Source organism: Pseudoalteromonas sp. NGC95 (assembly GCF_015864705.1).
Classification (GTDB): Bacteria; Pseudomonadota; Gammaproteobacteria; order Enterobacterales; family Alteromonadaceae; genus Pseudoalteromonas; species Pseudoalteromonas arctica.
This window is the reverse complement of the sequence record NZ_JADYWR010000007.1, coordinates 144,762-162,588: the sequence shown is the minus strand read 5'-3', so window position 1 is coordinate 162,588 and position 17,827 is coordinate 144,762. Positions and strand designations below refer to the sequence as shown.

General features: G+C 38.7%; 17 protein-coding genes. 13 read left to right on the top strand and 4 right to left on the bottom strand.

Annotated elements, in window-relative coordinates; translation table 11 throughout:
* Positions 1-246: 246 nt before the first annotated feature.
* Complete coding sequence (locus tag I6E70_RS08765; protein WP_197188532.1) at positions 247-753, top strand: GNAT family N-acetyltransferase; 507 nt, start codon at positions 247-249, stop codon at positions 751-753.
* Here I6E70_RS08765 and I6E70_RS08760 read toward each other — a convergent pair.
* Genes I6E70_RS08760 through I6E70_RS08750 form a run of 3 tightly spaced genes read right to left on the bottom strand, consistent with a single transcriptional unit; the run spans position 750 to position 4,176 of the window.
* A complete protein-coding gene (locus tag I6E70_RS08760; RefSeq protein ID WP_197188531.1) occupies positions 750-1,358 on the bottom strand; it encodes a PqiC family protein in 609 nt (202 codons plus the stop codon). The two genes, I6E70_RS08765 and I6E70_RS08760, sit on opposite strands and share 4 nt — an antisense overlap.
* A complete protein-coding gene (gene pqiB, locus I6E70_RS08755) occupies positions 1,358-3,013 on the bottom strand; it encodes an intermembrane transport protein PqiB (protein ID WP_197188530.1) in 1,656 nt (551 codons plus the stop codon). Before pqiB ends, I6E70_RS08760 begins: the two co-directional genes overlap by 1 nt.
* Positions 3,010-4,176 (bottom strand): paraquat-inducible protein A, encoded by a 1,167-nt coding sequence (locus I6E70_RS08750; protein ID WP_010553945.1) that lies wholly within the window; start codon positions 4,174-4,176, stop codon positions 3,010-3,012. Before I6E70_RS08750 ends, pqiB begins: the two co-directional genes overlap by 4 nt.
* Before the next feature lie 164 nt (positions 4,177-4,340).
* Here I6E70_RS08750 and I6E70_RS08745 point away from each other — a divergent pair, with 164 nt between their 5' ends.
* On the top strand, positions 4,341-5,087 hold the full coding sequence (locus I6E70_RS08745) for a substrate-binding periplasmic protein (protein WP_197188529.1): 747 nt from the start codon (positions 4,341-4,343) through the stop codon (positions 5,085-5,087).
* Here I6E70_RS08745 and I6E70_RS08740 read toward each other — a convergent pair.
* A complete protein-coding gene (locus I6E70_RS08740) occupies positions 5,076-5,891 on the bottom strand; it encodes a thioesterase family protein (RefSeq protein WP_165724924.1) in 816 nt (271 codons plus the stop codon). The two genes, I6E70_RS08745 and I6E70_RS08740, sit on opposite strands and share 12 nt — an antisense overlap.
* A 242-nt stretch (positions 5,892-6,133) precedes the next feature.
* On the opposite strand from I6E70_RS08740, the gene dnaK reads away from it, so the two are divergent.
* The 11 genes from dnaK (at position 6,134) to I6E70_RS08685 (ending at position 17,702) form a co-directional block, all read left to right on the top strand.
* Positions 6,134-8,047: a molecular chaperone DnaK gene (gene dnaK / locus I6E70_RS08735; RefSeq protein WP_008171317.1), complete on the top strand. Its 1,914-nt coding sequence runs from the start codon at positions 6,134-6,136 to the stop codon at positions 8,045-8,047.
* Positions 8,048-8,249: 202 nt separating this feature from the next.
* Positions 8,250-9,389, top strand: coding sequence for a molecular chaperone DnaJ (gene dnaJ / locus I6E70_RS08730; protein ID WP_197188528.1), 1,140 nt, complete (start codon positions 8,250-8,252; stop codon positions 9,387-9,389).
* A 97-nt stretch (positions 9,390-9,486) separates the two neighbouring features.
* Positions 9,487-9,948, top strand: a complete 462-nt coding sequence (gene ybaK, locus I6E70_RS08725) for a Cys-tRNA(Pro) deacylase (protein ID WP_010553941.1) — start codon at positions 9,487-9,489, stop codon at positions 9,946-9,948.
* A 150-nt stretch (positions 9,949-10,098) separates the two neighbouring features.
* Positions 10,099-10,503: a DUF1761 domain-containing protein gene (locus I6E70_RS08720; protein ID WP_197188527.1), complete on the top strand. Its 405-nt coding sequence runs from the start codon at positions 10,099-10,101 to the stop codon at positions 10,501-10,503.
* A gap of 91 nt (positions 10,504-10,594) precedes the next feature.
* Complete coding sequence (locus I6E70_RS08715) at positions 10,595-10,963, top strand: response regulator (protein ID WP_010553939.1); 369 nt, start codon at positions 10,595-10,597, stop codon at positions 10,961-10,963.
* Between the two features lie 146 nt (positions 10,964-11,109).
* The gene (locus I6E70_RS08710; RefSeq protein ID WP_007585454.1) at positions 11,110-11,361 is read left to right on the top strand and encodes a hypothetical protein; all 252 of its coding nucleotides are present in this window, start codon (positions 11,110-11,112) and stop codon (positions 11,359-11,361) included.
* 203 nt (positions 11,362-11,564) lie between these two features.
* Entirely contained in the window at positions 11,565-11,828 is a 264-nt protein-coding gene (locus I6E70_RS08705; protein ID WP_010553937.1) for a CBU_0592 family membrane protein, read from the top strand.
* A gap of 170 nt (positions 11,829-11,998) precedes the next feature.
* A complete protein-coding gene (locus I6E70_RS08700) occupies positions 11,999-13,729 on the top strand; it encodes a sensor histidine kinase (protein ID WP_197188526.1) in 1,731 nt (576 codons plus the stop codon).
* Positions 13,722-15,086 (top strand): sigma-54-dependent transcriptional regulator, encoded by a 1,365-nt coding sequence (locus I6E70_RS08695; protein WP_024609208.1) that lies wholly within the window; start codon positions 13,722-13,724, stop codon positions 15,084-15,086. Before I6E70_RS08700 ends, I6E70_RS08695 begins: the two co-directional genes overlap by 8 nt.
* 174 nt (positions 15,087-15,260) lie before the next feature.
* The gene (locus I6E70_RS08690; protein ID WP_007585437.1) at positions 15,261-16,217 is read left to right on the top strand and encodes a porin; all 957 of its coding nucleotides are present in this window, start codon (positions 15,261-15,263) and stop codon (positions 16,215-16,217) included.
* Positions 16,218-16,226: 9 nt separating this feature from the next.
* Positions 16,227-17,702, top strand: coding sequence for an SLC13 family permease (locus tag I6E70_RS08685; protein WP_024591797.1), 1,476 nt, complete (start codon positions 16,227-16,229; stop codon positions 17,700-17,702).
* Positions 17,703-17,827: the final 125 nt, after the last annotated feature.

Genomic DNA, 17,827 nt, shown 5'->3' with positions numbered 1-17,827 from the left:
GAAGATGATAAGTTTGTTGTAAAATCACCTTCCAAGTCACTGCTTTTGTACGCGAGGGAGGGACACATAAACAGTTATGTTAAATAGCGGCTTAAGTGAAACGCGTTGGCTTTGGCGCCAGACGGTGCAAGGAGTGCAAACCGCTATTGTTGTGCCTGTAAAAACATCGGCGCAAAAATAATCCGCTTTTTAATTTCAGTCAACAAAAAGTTACATGCAAAACAAAGTTTTTTAGAGGAGCTTACATTGAACGCTGTATTTAAAACAAATCGACTGTTGTTGCGCCATGCAAATGAGCTTGATGCAGCTATTTTACTTAAGCTAGTTAATCAGGCGAGTTTCATAGAGCATATTGGTGATAAAGCAATCTATACCCTTGATGATGCCAAGTCGTACATCAATCAGTCATTTATTGCTTCTCATGTACGCCAAGGCTTTGGGCCTTACGTTATTACTTTGCATAATGCTGTAGTGGTTGGCGTTGTTGGGTTTTATAAACGAGCAGCGTTACAACAACCTGATTTAGGTTTTGCTCTTGTAAGTGGTTTTGAAAAAAAAGGCTATGTTTTTGAAGCGGCCAGCGCACTTTTGCACCATAAGCATGAATTTGGAATTACAAAACTGTGTGCAATAACATCACCAGATAATAGGGCATCGCAGAGTGTGTTGTTAAAATTGGGCTTTAAAATAGAGGGCAAGGCGGTTATCAATGATGATAAAACCGCCGTAATTATACTTTCACTTAATGATTAAAGTCTTGCTTGTTCTATTTCTTTAGCGACATTTAGGTTGATGTTTAGCCATATTTTTTCAAGTGCCGAAACTAAACCGTCGTAACCATCATCATCAATAGGAACTAAGTTTGAAAAGTTATGGATGCTGACCAAACGCCTGCCGGTCTCTGGGTGTGTGTAATATAATCGCCAAAGCCCTGAAATATCAGCGTTACCTTCCATATCGCCATTAAAGTGGTGAATTTCGTATTCAAGCTCATAAAACGTTTGCTGATCGAGTTCAGTAATGACCGGTAAGCCCTTTATTACCATCCAATTTGGCATAGCATTAAAAAGAGTTTGCTGGGCTGTTGCAGTGAGCATTACATCCGGCGATTCGCCCCACAGGTTGTAATTTGCGGCATGAATTTGGTTGCTATCTATTTTCATAGCAATACCTAAATTATTTAAAGCACCTCTAAGTACAACTGTTTGTATTCTTAATTGTGCGTCTGTGTCTGTCACATTTCGAGAAGAGGCACCAATAGGCTGCTCAAACTGATAATATTGTGTTGCAGTTTGTATTGATGAACTACAACCTGCCAATAGTAATAATAAACTTGCAGTTAAAAATAACGATTTCATTATTGCTTCCTTGGTTTTGGATCTGCTGGTAATGATTTATCAAAAATTAGCATATTAGGTTGCTCGTTTAATCCGCGAGTTAAAGGCTGTAGGCCCTCGCTTAAACGTTTAAACTCTTTTAATGTTTGCTGTATTTGATGATGAAGTTCAGAACCTGCTTGGTAACTGGCCATGGTTTTATCAAATTGGCGCATAGTTACTTCAAACTGCTCCATACTTTTTGTCATCTTTTCGAAATTACGATTAAAGTCGCCTGGTAAGTTTTGTGTATCTTTTTGGCTTAGCAGCTCTCGCATTTCATTAGCAAGCGCTCGGTAATCGGTAAATGTGGCTTGCATTTGTTCTAAGCTATCTTCAACTTTTAAGTTATTTACTTTATTAAGTACGTCAGAGACTTGGTCTGCTAATACGGTTATGCCGCTAGAAATACTCGGAAAAACATCATACTGCACAAGTTTACCTAGGTGCGCTTGCGGTGCATCTGGGTATATATCAAAATCAACGTACACTGCACCCGTTAATAAATTACCAGGCTTTAACGAGGCGCGCATACCACTTTCAATCCAGCCTTTTAAACTACCTTGCCAATACTCTTTAGCTGAGGCACTGTCGTGATACAAGCGTCCGTATTCTACTTTTATAAGTACTGGAACCGCCGTATTATGGTTTCTAAAGTGGGCAGGTTTACCGTCAATAATTACATTGGCAGGGGTTTCAACAACAGTACCTACACGCATACCTCTATATTCGACAGGAGCACCTGTGCGTAGTCCTCGAACTGATTGTTCAAATTCAATGAGGTAGTAATCAAAATCGTAAAAGCGCTCTTCTAGCGCTTCTTTATAGCTTTGGCTTAACGAAAAGCTATGCCCATCTTGTGCTATTTCACCCGGGGCCTGTTGCTCAGGTAAGCCAACCGAAATGCCGCCTTTTAAAAGTTTACTTAAAGAGCCCGTATTAATATTGATGCCATCGGCAGATAGGTCAATTTCAATCCCTGCGTTCACCCAAAAAATAGAGTTCATGGTGATGAGATTTTGATAAGGTTCTTTAATAAATACGCCGTACTTCATTGCTTGGTTTTCCCAATCAAAAGTGGCGGTTTCTATTTGACCTATTTTGTAATTTTTGAAAAATATACCAGTACTCACATCAAGCACTTCAGCGTTGTAACTCATTAATTTGAAACGGCCACCTTTCACATCTTTACCAATGAGGGCGGGTTCGTCTTGTAATTTAAAACGCTCTTTTAGCTCTTTACTTTCACCGGGTGAAAACTCTAAATATACACCAGATAATAGCGTGCTCATTCCGCTAATACCCGTTTCATCAATGCGTGGTTTTACGACCCAAATTTTGGCATCATCAGTTAATAAGTTATTGTAGTTTTTGTCTATTTGCGCACGGGCAATAACGCTGTCTTGGGTGTCTGATAGTCGAACATGATCAATTTGACCTATTTTTACACTGCGCACTTTTATTTCAGTCTTACCTGCAATAATGCCCTCAGCTTGAGGCATTTCAATAAAAATAGTAGGCCCTTTATTTGACTGATACTGATATAGCATCCACATGCCCACTAACAGCGCAATTGCCGGAATGATCCAGATAGCGGAAATTTTCGGTTCTTTTGTTATTTCGGCAGTTTCGGTCATGCTTTGTTCTCTGATTTTTTGTTTTTAGGGGAATCCCACAACAAGCGTGGGTCAAAGGCATGGGCAGCCATCATTTGGCATATTACCATAACTGTAAAAAATACAATGCCTAATCCTGGTGTTACTGACATTAAATTACCCAGTTGAACTAAGGCAACTAAAATAGCAACCACGAATACATCTATCATCGACCATTTTCCAATAAACTCAGTCAGTTGATAAATTCGGGTATAACTTTTTGTATGTCTATTGGCAGGCCTCGTTACCATAAAGCATAAAAAGCTCAACACAAAAGCTTTAGCAAGTGGCACCACAACGCTGGCTAAAAATATAATAGCGGCAATAGGGTAGGAGCCACTTTTCCAAAGTGTAATTACGCCACCAATTAAAGTTGAAGGGGATTCATCCCCAAGACTAGTGGTATGCATAATAGGCAAAACATTAGCTGGAATATAACAAACAACAGAGGTAATTAGCCAAGCTGCTGCTTTTTGTACGCTATAAGGATTTCTAACGTGCGTTTTTGTATGGCAACGCTGACAAATATTACCGGTACATAGTTGATGGCACACATGGCAGGCTTTAATATTTTCATCTATTGCACGTTTAGCATGCTCTGCGCCTTCGAGTACTTTTACAGGCTTTATTTGAGCCCATAAGCGTGGGCGATTTAAGTGAACAAGCGCGGCTATGTATAAAATAACAAACCCCACATAAGCCCAAAAACTCGTGCCAAAGCTAATATCAGCCAGCGACATGATTTTAACCATACTAACAAGTACGCCAATTAAAAATATTTCCGACATAATCCAGGGCTCTAACGCAAGGGTGAACTTTAGTAGTCGCCTTGCTATGCCCTCTGGTAATGTTTTTAAAAGCCCAAGATGCAAAGGAATTAAAATAAGAAGCAAACCCATAGGCAGAGCAATAATGCTCAAATCAATAAATAAGCCAAGCAGTTCACTATCGTAATTAAATAAAATTCGAGCCGCGTCGGGCAGAGTAATAGTTTGAGTAATACCACTACTGCTAAAAGAAATAAAAGGGTAAAACATACTGCTCAGCAGCATTAATAGTGCGCTAAAGCTTAGTGCAACTATACGACTATCGTGATTAACATCGGCTTCGCAAAGTTTATGGTGGCAATGCGGGCATATCGCCATTTGTTTTGCGATTATGCGAGGTATATCTATGATCAGATCGCAGCAGGGGCATACAGTTTGCAATTTAATACCAAGCAAGAAGAATATTTCTTCAATTTTGCTATATTTAATACATTAATACAACGCGTTCTGCCATCAAGCTGTTCGTTATATAAAGGAAGCGTGTGAAATATTATTTTTACTACATATTAATGTGGCTCTTTATTTGCTCGCAAAATGCTGTGGCTATTAATAAAGAGCGAGAGGTAATCATCGCTGCGAGCGCATCAATTCCACCCTATGTTTTTGTAAAAGCGGACTCGGGTATACACCTAAATTTAATAAAAGCCGCGTTAAAGGCCAATGGATTTGCCAATATTAATGTGCAATATATGTCGAATAAACGCGCTGAGCATCAATTGCATAATAAAGGAGTAGATATACTTTTAAATTATGCTGGAGGAATTAGTGCGGGTATTTATCCAAGTAAAACGGTACTTAGTTATGAAAATGTGGCCATTACACTCAAGCGAAATAAATATAACATTGATAAAATAGAAGGCATGTTTAATAAAAACGTTCTTGCTTTTCAAAATGCAACGGCATATCTGCATCCTATATTTAAAAGGAATGTTAAACACTTTAGCTCATATCAAGAGGTTATTAATCAAAAAGCGCAGGTAGATAAGCTGTTAAAAGGTTGGGTTGATGTAATTGTGTTAGATAAGCGTATTTTTTACTATTACTACAATCAACATAAATCCCCCGAAGCTGTGCAAATTTACACTTTATTTCCAAAAGCAGATCGACCTGCTTATTTTAATAACCTCGTTTTAGCTACTGAGTTTGATATTGGTTTGGCGCTCATCAAGCAAAATGGTACTTATAAAAGGATTGTTGATGAAGGCCAAACCCATTCATCAATCAAATAAAGCCACTGTTTGACGTGTAAGCGCTATTAGCTCACCCGACTGCGACCATATACAGCCATCCTCTAAACCGTAACCATCTTTTGAATGATGAGTAATTGCTTCAAAGCCAAGCCATTCTCCAGGTGTTAAATTTGGCTCTTGCACAAATTCTAAATACCACGACATGCTACTTGCAGGAGCGGGTTGTTTAAACATTTGTAAAAGTGTTGGCGGCCATGCATCGGTAAGTGCAATCACATGGGCTTCAGTTATTTGTTCGGGCGTATGTTTAAAGCGCATCCAGCCACCTAAATGAGAGGTTTCTGCGCTACTAAATGGCATAGCACCTTGCTGTGGGCACAAATCAACATGTTGGAAAAATTCAGGCATCTGACCTTTTATAAAAGGTAATGTGTGGCGCTCATCTACTGGCTTTAAACCCAAAGACTTCGAAACAGGCACATTAATACCCGACTCTCTACTTTTAGCAAAACACGCTTGTACAATTACGCACACTTGTTCATTTTGAATCGCTTTGGCGAGTACCTGTGTACTGCTTTTACCTTGGCGCAGTATTTCAACAGACAATGAAAAAGAGGTATCGGCAAGTAATGGCCCTACAAAATTAGTACTGAGTGAAAGTAAGCGACGATCATCCGTTACCTTGCCTCTGATTGCTTGATATAACAGCGCAGCCGAAAGCCCACCAAAAGCAGTTCTGCCCTGACACCAGTTTTCTGGGAATTGCATTGTGCTAGTTGATTGTTCGGTATTGTCTAAATTTCCAATTTTTGAAGCTTGCTGAAGTAATTGTTCAAAATGCATAGAAGATATCCTTTTGTAGTGCGATTTAATAAATTTATAACACAATCAAACTAGTCAGACCAGTAATTAAAAGCGTCCCTGGCGGTGTAAAAATCACCATTCCTTACAATTATTAGGGTTATTTTGTAAATAAATCATAAAAAATGAATTTTTTTTCATTTTTACAGTTGAAATAAGTTTGGCGCATCCCTATTTACTATGTCATCGAACGTATTAACGAATATTGAAGTTGGAGAAGTTTCATGGGTAAAATTATTGGAATCGATTTAGGTACTACAAACTCTTGTGTTGCAGTACTTGATGGTGGCAAAGCACGTGTTATTGAAAACGCGGAAGGCGATCGCACAACCCCGTCTATTATTGCTTACACGCAAGACGGCGAAACATTAGTAGGTCAATCTGCTAAGCGTCAAGCGGTTACTAACCCGACAAACACATTATTTGCAATTAAGCGTTTAATTGGTCGTCGTTTTGAAGACGAAGAAGTACAACGCGATATCGGCATCATGCCGTTTAAAATTGTTAAAGCTGATAACGGCGATGCATGGGTAGAAGCGGGCGGCGAAAAACGCGCTGCACCACAAATTTCTGCTGAAGTACTGAAAAAAATGAAGAAAACAGCTGAAGACTTCTTAGGTGAAGAAGTAACTGAAGCCGTAATCACAGTACCTGCATACTTTAATGATTCACAACGTCAAGCTACGAAAGATGCTGGTCGTATTGCGGGTCTTGAAGTTAAACGTATTATCAATGAGCCAACGGCTGCGGCACTTGCTTACGGTATGGATAAAAACCGTGGCGAAAACGTAGTTGCAGTATATGACTTAGGTGGCGGTACTTTCGATTTATCAATCATTGAAATTGATGAAGTTGAAGGCGAGCACACTTTTGAAGTACTTGCTACAAACGGCGACACTCACTTAGGTGGTGAAGATTTCGATAACCGCGTAATCAACTACTTAGTAGCTGAATTCAAGAAAGATCAAGGCTTAGACCTTAAAAATGATCCGCTTGCAATGCAACGTGTTAAAGAAGCTGCTGAAAAAGCAAAAATTGAACTTTCATCTGCACAGTCTACAGAAGTAAACCTTCCGTATGTAACTGCTGATGCATCTGGTCCTAAGCACATGAACGTGAAACTAACACGTGCTAAGCTTGAGTCACTAGTTGAAGATTTAGTAACTAAAACAATTGAGCCACTTAAACGTGCACTTGCTGATGCTGATTTATCAGTAAGCGACATCAACGACATTATTCTTGTTGGTGGTCAAACACGTATGCCTTTAGTACAAAAAATCGTTGCAGAGTTCTTCGGTAAAGAGCCTCGTAAAGATGTTAACCCTGATGAAGCAGTAGCCGTAGGCGCAGCGATTCAAGGTGGTGTACTTGCTGGTGACGTTAAAGATGTACTATTACTAGACGTTTCTCCATTATCTCTAGGTATTGAGACAATGGGTTCAGTAATGACTGCATTGATTGAGAAAAACACGACGATTCCTACTAAGAAATCGCAAACGTTCTCAACAGCTGAAGATAATCAATCTGCTGTAACAATTCATGTACTTCAAGGTGAGCGTAAACGTTCAAGCGACAATAAATCTCTAGGTCAATTTAACCTAGAAGGTATTCGTCCAGCACAACGTGGTACACCACAAATCGAAGTAACATTTGATGTTGATGCCGATGGTATCTTACATGTATCTGCGAAAGATAAAGATACAGGTAAAGAGCAAAAAATTACGATTCAAGCATCTTCAGGCTTAAGCGATGACGAAATTGAAGCGATGGTTCGTGATGCAGAAGCACATGCTGAAGACGATAAAAAGTTTGAAGAACTTGTAGCTGCTCGTAACCAAGCTGACGCTTTAGTTCACGGTACACGTAAGCAAATTGAAGAAGCTGGCGATGCATTACCAAACGAAGACAAAGAAGCAATTGAAGCTGCTGTTGTAGATTTAGAAGCTGCAATTAAGAGCGACAATAAAGAAGAGATTGAAGCTAAAACTCAAGCTCTTGCTGAAAAGTCTCAAAAACTAATGGAAATTGCTCAAGCGAAAGCACAGCAAGGTTCAGCAGACGCTGGCGAACAACAGTCAACTAAGCAAGACGACGACGTTGTTGATGCAGAGTTCGAAGAAGTGAAAGACGACAAGTAATTGTTGCTACCGCTTCTCGCTAGCCAAAAGTACTTAACTCAGTTAGGTGTTTAGGTTAGGATGAACAATTGAGGCGCGCGAGCAATAGCTTGTCGCGCCTTTTGCATGTATTCAAGGTTTAAAAATTCAATGATAAATCGATGCGATTTATCGATTTATCCTGCAGCTTACGCTGTAAACAGAAAAGAGTAGTGTGATAGATATGTCAAAACGCGATTATTACGAAGTCCTCGGCGTAAGCAAAGATGCGAGTGAGCGAGACATAAAAAAAGCGTATAAACGCTTAGCGATGAAATATCATCCAGATCGTACCGCAGGCGATAAAGATCTCGAAATAAAATTTAAAGAAGTTAAAGAAGCGTACGAAATTTTAACCGACGATCAAAAACGTCAAATGTATGACCAACATGGTCACGCAGCCTTTGAACAAGGTGGTGGCGGTGGTCACGGTGGTTTTGGTGGCGGACATGGCGACTTTGGTGATGTATTTGGCGATGTATTTGGCGATATTTTTGGTGGCGGCGGTGGGCGACGTCAATCTCGTCAACAACGTGGATCTGATTTACGTTACAACATGGACTTAAGCTTAGAAGAAGCTGTTCGTGGTAAAGAAGTTGAAATTAAAGTACCTACATGGGTTGGTTGTGAGGCATGTGATGGCAGTGGTGCTAAAGCGGGTTCTAAACCTAAAACATGTACTACATGTCATGGTGCTGGCCAAGTGCAAATGCGCCAAGGTTTCTTTGCTGTTCAGCAAACGTGTCCAACGTGTCAGGGACAAGGTCAAATTATTTCAGACCCTTGTAACAGTTGTCATGGACAAGGCCGCGTAGAAAAAACTAAAACGCTTTCAGTTAAAATTCCAGCTGGCGTTGATACAGGCGACCGTATTCGCTTAACGGGTGAAGGCGAAGCCGGAATGCATGGCGCACCATCGGGCGACTTGTATGTGCAAGTATCGGTTCGTGAACATGAAATATTTGTACGTGAAGCGAATAATTTATATTGTGAAGTACCAATTAGCTTTACTACAGCAGGCCTTGGTGGCGAAATTCAGGTGCCAACACTTGATGGTCGTGCAAAACTTAAAATACCGTCTGAAACTCAAACGGGCAAAATGTTCCGTATGCGTGGCAAAGGTGTTAAGTCTGTACGCAGTGGTGCCCAAGGCGATCTAATTTGTAAAGTGGTAATCGAAACGCCAGTTAATCTTAACGAGCGTCAACGTGAACTACTTCAAGAGTTAGATGAAAGCATGGGCACTGATAGCTCTAAAAACCGTCCTAAAGAGCAAGGCTTTTTTGACGGTGTTAAAAAGTTTTTTGATGATTTAACTAAATAAATTTAAATTATTATGAACAAAAAAACGACGCTTTTAGCGTCGTTTTTTTTGCTTTAAACTTAATTTTTGTTACTGTGAATAAAAAAGATGAAACAGCATGACACCAGCAATAGATCTACTTAAAAAGCAAAAAAAAACCTTTGAAGTACTCAGTTATGAGCACGATAAGAATAATAGCCACTACGGGCTTGAAGCCGTTGAAAAGTTAAATTTAGACAGTGCACAAGTATTTAAAACCTTAGTACTTGAAACACATGAAGGGCAACTGATTGTTGCTGTAACGCCTGTATCTCAACAAGTTAATTTAAAACAGTTAGCTAAATTATGTGGGGCTAAAAAAGTAATTATGGCTGCCCCACAAAAAGTACAAGTTAGTACCGGTTATATTTTAGGAGGGGTGAGTCCGCTTGGACAAAAAAAACGTCTAGCTACGTTTATTCATAGTAGTGCTTCTCTCTTTGACACTATTTATGTGAGCGCCGGAAAAAGAGGCTTAGAAATAGCACTCTCGCCAACTGATTTAGCCTTATTGACCAATGCAAAATTTGGCGATTTATAAATTTTATTTTTATAATTACCTTCTATACCAAAAATTAATTTAAGTAAGGCCATTTGCTCAATCCCCTATTTATAACTACATTGGGAGTATCTTTATACCGTTAATATTTAATACCAAACGGTATTACACTTTTTGTATACGGCTGTTTGTATGAACCTTTTAGATGTAGATTATTTTGCGATACTAGTGGCTGCACTGTCTTCTTTTATGCTTGGCGGTATATGGTATTCAAAAGCTCTCTTTAAAAATGCATGGCTAGAAAGTATTGGCTTAACTGATCTGGATTTACAATCGGCTAACCCTAAGTTGATATTTGGTGGCAGTTTTTTTTTAGTTTTTATAGCGGCTTTAATGCTATCTCTTTTTTTAGGTAAGGATGCAAGCGTAGGTGAAAGTATAGGAACCGGCTTCGTGATCGGCTTTTTTTGGATTAGTAGCTCATTAGGATTGAGTTATATATTTGAGCAACGCCCTCTAAAGCTTTTTTTAATTAACGGGGGGTACCATATTTTACAATTTTCGTTAATGGGGCTCATTTTAGGGGTATGGCCGTAAGATTTAAATAATCAGCAAATCCAAATTTGATCCTTATCTACGAGTAGAGTAGTTTTATATAATCCCATTATACAATTTGGTAAAGAAACTAATGAAAATATTAGTTGTTGATGATATGCCACTCATGCGACACGTATTAATTAATATGCTTAGAAAACTAGAGTATAGCAATATCGTTGAAGCAACTGATGGATTGCAAGCTTTGGTATTTCTGCGTAATCAACATTTCGATTTGGTTATTACTGACCTTCATATGCCAAAAATGGATGGAGTTAGTTTACTTACTAACATTCGAAAAGATAAAGAACTCGCTGATATTCCCGTTTTAATGGTTACTTGTGAAGACAGTACAGATAAAGTTAAGCAAGTTATTGCAGCTAAAGTATCAGGATTTATAGTCAAACCTTTTAATATGAATGTATTGTCATCTCAGTTAAACCGCTTCTTTTTTAAAGATTAGGATGTGTTTATTTTATAAAGGTTATATGTAATGGGGCTTTATAGATTAAGTCTGCCGTATCTAAATTCTAAGTCAGAGGTGGTAACCTTTACCCATCTAAACTGATATAATTGCTAATTACTCTTTATATAATACCGCAGGACGTAATGGCAAAACCCAACAAAAAAGGCCCTACTAAAACGGTTGATATTTTTTGCTCTGCTTGTAAAGCCTCTTTATTTAAATATCGAAAAGGGGGGAAAGGAGCATTAGTTAAGTGCTTTAAAGAGCGTATTAGCCAAGACTTTACAACAGAGGCTTGTATTTGCCCTAACTGTAGCCGACCATTTGCCCGAGAAGCGATTATTCGCGGTGCGCCTGCCTATAAAATAATTGGCGGCAAAGTAACCTTTAAATAAGGTATATGAAGTAATACCAAACCGCAATAATACTTAATTAAGCGAATAAGTATAAAGCCTTGTGCATGCGGACATATGGCCTTGTTAGAATTTACCATATTGATAGAATCGCCCGGTTTGCTGTTTCAATGAATGAAAAAATACCCTCCCCATGGATCGGGCCAGTTTATTGGGTTATTTAAAAATGGATAAAGGATAGTTTCGTGATAGCACTCTTATTTGACATCATAGGCATGACAGGTACTTTTTTAGTAGTTGGTTCATTTTTTTTACTGCAGCTAGGTAAAACATCTCCAGCTAGCTTAACGTATAATATGATGAATTTAACAGGGGCAATTTTACTGTTAATTAGCCTTTGTTATAACTTTAATTTAGCGAGCTTTGTAATCGAGATATTTTGGATTGCAGCGTCGTTAATTGGCTTATATAAATATGTTAAAAATAGATCAACATTAGCTACAAATTAATTGTTTTTTAATTTAATGCTAAACAGATCGCTGTAAACATAGTTGTTTACGGCGATTTTTGTTTTTAAACACTTTAAAACTGTTGTTAACAAAAAGTTTATATCTCTGCTAGAGATTAGCCGTTACACTAGCGCCCTAAAATTTTCTTGGCTATTTTTTGCGAGTTCTTCATGTTTTCTTTTTCTAAAAAATTCATTACTGTTTGTGTGTTACTCGTACTTATATTAGTTGTTACGTTTTGGCTTGGTCGTTCTCATGATGTTGAGCAAGCAACCTACCAGGCTGAGCGCCAAGTTACGCAATTAAATAACTATATTGATACTGAGCTTGCTCGTTTTTCTGCTATTCCCCAGTTACTTACCTATAACTCGTTAATGATAGACTTTGTAGATGCGCAGCCACAGCACTATAACGCTATTAATAACTACCTTGCTGATATTCAACAAGCTAGCGGTGCCTCAGATATTTTTGTTCTAAATACTCAAGGCGAAGTTATTGCCAGTAGTAATTGGCAAGCAGATTATACTTTTTTAGGTAGCAACTTTGCGTTTAGACCTTATTTCAAACGTGCATTTGCAGGCGAAAAAGTAGCGTACTTTGCATTAGGCATGCGCTCTAAAGAGCGTGGTATTTACTTTTCACAAGCAGTATATCGCGACAATAAAGCCATTGGTGTTGTTGTGTTAAAAGTGAATGTAAGTAAATTTGAGGATGACAGAGAGCTTCTAAATACTTCAAAGGGTAGTCACTTTTTTTTGCAGCTTGCAGATGAGGTAATTGCAATGTCAGATATGCAAACGTGGCGATTAAACAGCTTCACTGAGCTTGATATAACCATGCGCAGAGATATTAAATCTCGTCGGGCTTATTTAGATCATCAGCCTTTGTATATTAAGCAGTTTCAATTTTCTAATGAAGGTATTAAACATTTAAAAATAGATAAAAAACTTTACGTAATGTCGCAAAGACCTTTACGATATTTTAATGCCACAATGAACGTACTCGTTGATATAACAAAAGTTAATTCAGCTCAACTGCCTCGCTTATTTTGGGTATTTATTATCTGTAGCTTAGTTATTATTATTAGTTATATTTTATTAACTCGGTTTGCGGGTTATAAAAAGCTGGTGTACTCCAGACATAGCCTTGAACTTGAAGTCCTTGAGCGCACTCAGGCTTTGGAAAAAGTACAAACGGCTTTAGTGCAGTCTGCAAAGCTTGCGACAATAGGACAGCTAAGTGCAGGAATCAACCACGAAATAAACCAGCCGCTCAGTGCTATTAATACTTATTTAGCTTCGGCAAAGCGTTTATTAGCTAAAGGAAATACTTCAGCACTTGGTGAAAGCTTAGTAGTGATTGAGGGATTAGTTAATCGAGTGCACCAAATTGTAGGTCAGTTAAAGCATTTTAGTAAACCTTCAAAAATGCAGCTCAGACCTTACCCTCTTGCAGGGCTTGTTAATAACGCATTAATGATTTCTAGCGCGCAGTTAAAGCAAGATAACGTACAAGTAGAGCCACCTCAGTTTGATGAAACAGTCGTTGTGTGGGTCGATTCGCTTAAATTTGAACAAGTACTGGTTAATTTAATTACTAATGCTAGCCAAGCTATGAATGGCGCAATTATTCGTAACTTAAGTTTTCAGCTGGAGTGTTTTGAAGAGCGAGTAAAACTGTCGATTTTAGATACTGGCTCTGGTATTGAGCAACATGCATTTGGTAATTTATTTGAACCTTTTTATAGTACTAAATCAAGTAAAGGTTTAGGCCTTGGTTTATCTATATCAAAACAAATAATAGATTCGTTTAATGGTTGTTTGAGCGCGCACAATCGAGTTGAAGGCGGGGCTGAATTTATAATTAGCCTCTCTAACAGGCAGGAAAATAAAGATGATTGACAGCTCTCCATGTAATCACATAATAGTCATTGATGATGAAGCAATGATCAGAGACTCTTTAAAGCAATTGCTCACTCTCGAAGGATACACCGTTGAGTGCTTTAATGACGCAAGTACCGCTCTTAGCAAACTCAATAGGCGCTTTGCTGGAGTTGTGCTGAGCGATATAAATATGCCGAACATGGATGGCTTAACGCTTTTAGAGCAAATAACGGCTTTTGATAGTGAGCTCCCTGTAATATTTTTAACTGGCTACGCTGATGTATCGATAGCAGTTAAAGCGATGCAATTAGGTGCGTATGATTTATTTGAAAAACCAGTTAACGAACATCTTCTTGATTGCATAGCACGAGCGTGCGACAAACGAAGCCTTGTTATGGAGAACCGCGCATTAAAAGTGGCTGTACAGAAAACCTCAGCCCCAGGTGTACGCATACTAGGTGACACACCTAAAATGCAACACATGATGCACTTATTAAACACAATTATAGATACCCCAACCGATGTAATGATTGAAGGTGAAACTGGCACAGGTAAAGAACTTGTAGCGCGGTATCTACACGATCAGAGTAATCGCTCTAGCTGTAATTTTGTTGCTATTAATTGTGGCGCAGTACCAGAGCAGTTAATAGAAAGCGAATTGTTTGGTGCAGCAAGTGGTGCCTATACAGGGGCTACTCAAAGTCGAAAAGGTAAGTTTGAATATGCACAAGGTGGTACGGTCTTTTTAGATGAAATAGAAAGCACTCCAATGGCACTGCAAGTTAAGTTATTACGCGTATTAGAAGAGCGAAAAGTAACACCTGTAGGCGATAACAAAGCAATTGATTTAAACATCAGAATTGTTGCAGCTACAAAAGTAGACTTACTTGCGTTAGTTGAAAAGGGTGATTTTAGAGCTGATTTATACTACAGACTTAGTTTGGTTAACGTTAATATTCCGCCATTACGAGAGCGAAAAGCTGACATATTACTTTTGTTTAAACACTTTAGCTCTATTGCTGCAACTCGCTATCATAAGCCGCCGGCGGCAGTAAATTACGAAATACAACAGCGGTTAGTTGCCTATGACTGGCCGGGCAATGTGAGAGAGCTAAGAAATCAAGCAGAGCGAGCTGTATTACTTGGTGCCGAACTTGCCTTTGCTGAAGTTAAAACACAACAATTAGGTGGCTTATCTCCCGATTTAAGCTTATCTGAAAAAGTCTCTTTTTATGAGCAGTCACTTATTGAGTACGCGCTTGAGCAAAACCACGGCAGTATTAAAAACACCATGGAAACACTGCAAATTGCCCGTAAAACACTTTACGATAAAATGAGTAAATACAATCTTAATAGAGATATGTTTACTGACTAAATGTGTGGGTTTGGTGACAAGACCCACTTTCTTATGTGCGGTAATTCACACGTTTTTATTTAAATCAAACGATTTATTTTAGTAAGCTATTGAAATAGGTTGCTTTTATACACTTGGCAGTAAAGTTGCCTTATTAGCGCTACAACAAGTAGATTCTAATAATTAGGGCACACGATGACAAAAACTACACACACCTGTATTTTATTTCTATCCTATGGTTGCTTAGCTACGTTTTCACACACATCTTTTGCTGCAGAGTACGCTGTATACGGTAAAGCTGAAGTACAAATTGCCAGTACTGATACGGGCATAATGCGTTATGCCGAAGAGGGTACTCAAATTGAAGCGCCATACTCGCGTATTGGTATTAAGGGCGATCATAAACTTAACGAATATTTAAGTGCTGTTTTTAAATATGAGGTACAAGTTAAAGGTTTTGAAGAAGATGATACGCAAGAGCCTTTTACTGCACGTAATACTTATTTAGGTTTAAAAGGCGCTTTTGGTGAAGTTGTTGTAGGTCGTAACGACACTCGCTTTAAATACTCTGAAGGTAAACTCGATAACTTTAACGAAACTCAAGCCGATATGGCACAGGTTATTGCAGGTCAAGACCGCCTTGGCGATACTATAACTTACACCTCAAACTATTGGCATAATATGCAGTTTTCATTTACTTATGCGCCAAAAGATGACAATAAAGACGATAAAGCAGGCTTTGCTGCTACGCTTATTTATGGCGACCGTAATTTAAATAATACGCCATATTACTTATCGTTAAGCCATGTTGATTCACTTAATAATATTACTGCAAGTAGAATTGCCGGTGTTTATAAGTTCGAACAATTACAACTTGGTGCGCTGTACCAGCATTCAGAATCAGTAGATGGCAGTAAGTCGGGCAATGGTTACGTATTAAGTGCCAGTTATACACTTGATAAGTGGGTGCCAAAAGTTCAGTTTGCAAAGGATGACTCAACTCTTCGTCAAGCATCTGAGGCAACGCAATGGAGCACAGGCCTTGATTATGTATTTGATAAGCAAACTACAGCTTATCTTTTATATACCGATCTTAATTTAGAAGAACAAGACGACAGCAGTGTTGCGCTTGGTCTTAAATACAAGTTTTAGAGGCTAGCCATGACAGATAATATATTGACGCAAGAACCAGATAAGAACAGACATTTTCAATGGCTTTTTTTAGTACTGGGCCCTTTAGTAATGCTATTAACATGTTTACTTGATCCGCCAACAGGAATGTCGGTTGCGGCATTTAAAACCGCAGGTTTAGCGTTTTGGATGGCATCGTGGTGGGTAAGTGAAGTTGTACCAATTCCGGCAACTGCATTGCTACCACTGGTTATATCACCACTGGCTGACATAGCAGCAATAAAAAGTGTGGCTGCGCCATATGCACACCCGTTAATCTTTTTATTTTTAGGCGGATTTTTAATCTCAATTGCTATGGAGCGTTGGGGTTTACATAAACGTATTGCATTAAGCACCATGTTATATGCGGGTAAAAAACCAAGTTTACAAATTTTAGCTATGATGCTTGTTACTGCATTTTTATCTATGTGGATGTCTAATACTGCGACAGCCGTAATGATGTTGCCTATTGCACTTTCAATTACCAATTTGGTTAAGCAATCAGACCCAAGTAATGAAGGGTTTGGCAAAGCATTGCTACTATCAATTGCTTATGGTGCAAGCATTGGTGGTATTGCTACTTTAATTGGTACACCGCCTAATGCATTAATGGCTGCATACCTATCTGACAGTTACCAAATTGAAATAGGCTTTGCTCAGTGGATGATTGTAGGCGTACCACTGTCTTTAAGTATGCTTATTATTAGTTGGGTTTGGCTTACCAAATTTGCGTATAAAGTAGATGCTAATGTTAAAAACGATCAAAAAATTGATACCAAAGCGGTATTTTCTGAACAGTTAAAAAAGCTTGGAATAATGCAACGCGCAGAAAAAGGCGTATTGTTTGTATTTGTGCTTGCTGCACTTTGCTGGATATTTAGACCTTTATTGGGTGATATAACAGGTCTTAAAATTTCAGATACTACAATTGCAATTGCTGCTGCATTACTGCTGTTTGTAATGCCTGCTAATAAAGGCAGTGATGAGCGTATTCTTGATTGGCAAAACGCCTCACAAGTGCCTTGGGGCGTATTGCTATTGTTTGGGGGCGGACTTACGCTTGCATCTCAAATTAAATCGTCAGGTCTTGCCGAGTTTATTGCTCACATGATTGAAGGCGCAAGTGCGATTCCTCTTGTTATGAGCGTACTTGTTGTGGTTGCTTTAATTACATTTTTAACTGAGATCACTAGCAATACAGCGACTGCAGCTGGCTTTCTTCCTTTGTTAGGACCCGTTGCAGAGTCTATAACAGGTTCGCCTTTGGTTTGGGTTATTCCTGCAGCTATAGCGTGTAGTTGTGCGTTTATGATGCCGGTAGCGACACCACCAAACGCTATTGTGTTTGGCTCAGGGCAAATTCAAATGCGCGACATGATAAGAGCCGGCTTTGTGCTAAATATTGTCGCCATTGTATTAATTACGCTAGTGACAATGACTATCGCAGCGCAAGTATTTGGCTTTTAAAGCTATACTAAATTAGTTCCAACCAGTAGCTTTGTTTATATTTACAGTTTTAAACAAAGCTACTCTTTATACTTATTTATATTGCTCAAGAAGCTCTTTTTTAGATAATTAGTGTTATTGCTCGA

What these genes read in the sequence shown, in the direction of transcription:
- dnaJ (WP_197188528.1), top strand. Translation starts at nt 8,250, where the DNA reads ATGTCAAAACGCGATTATTACGAAGTCCTCGGCGTAAGCAAAGATGCG.
- I6E70_RS08760 (WP_197188531.1), bottom strand. Translation starts at nt 1,358, where the DNA reads ATGAAATCGTTATTTTTAACTGCAAGTTTATTATTACTATTGGCAGGT.
- ybaK (WP_010553941.1), top strand. Translation starts at nt 9,487, where the DNA reads ATGACACCAGCAATAGATCTACTTAAAAAGCAAAAAAAAACCTTTGAA.
- I6E70_RS08750 (WP_010553945.1), bottom strand. Translation starts at nt 4,176, where the DNA reads ATGGCGATATGCCCGCATTGCCACCATAAACTTTGCGAAGCCGATGTT.
- pqiB (WP_197188530.1), bottom strand. Translation starts at nt 3,013, where the DNA reads ATGACCGAAACTGCCGAAATAACAAAAGAACCGAAAATTTCCGCTATC.
- I6E70_RS08695 (WP_024609208.1), top strand. Translation starts at nt 13,722, where the DNA reads ATGATTGACAGCTCTCCATGTAATCACATAATAGTCATTGATGATGAA.
- I6E70_RS08720 (WP_197188527.1), top strand. Translation starts at nt 10,099, where the DNA reads ATGAACCTTTTAGATGTAGATTATTTTGCGATACTAGTGGCTGCACTG.
- I6E70_RS08740 (WP_165724924.1), bottom strand. Translation starts at nt 5,891, where the DNA reads ATGCATTTTGAACAATTACTTCAGCAAGCTTCAAAAATTGGAAATTTA.
- I6E70_RS08700 (WP_197188526.1), top strand. Translation starts at nt 11,999, where the DNA reads ATGTTTTCTTTTTCTAAAAAATTCATTACTGTTTGTGTGTTACTCGTA.
- I6E70_RS08715 (WP_010553939.1), top strand. Translation starts at nt 10,595, where the DNA reads ATGAAAATATTAGTTGTTGATGATATGCCACTCATGCGACACGTATTA.
- I6E70_RS08685 (WP_024591797.1), top strand. Translation starts at nt 16,227, where the DNA reads ATGACAGATAATATATTGACGCAAGAACCAGATAAGAACAGACATTTT.
- dnaK (WP_008171317.1), top strand. Translation starts at nt 6,134, where the DNA reads ATGGGTAAAATTATTGGAATCGATTTAGGTACTACAAACTCTTGTGTT.
- I6E70_RS08710 (WP_007585454.1), top strand. Translation starts at nt 11,110, where the DNA reads ATGGCAAAACCCAACAAAAAAGGCCCTACTAAAACGGTTGATATTTTT.
- I6E70_RS08690 (WP_007585437.1), top strand. Translation starts at nt 15,261, where the DNA reads ATGACAAAAACTACACACACCTGTATTTTATTTCTATCCTATGGTTGC.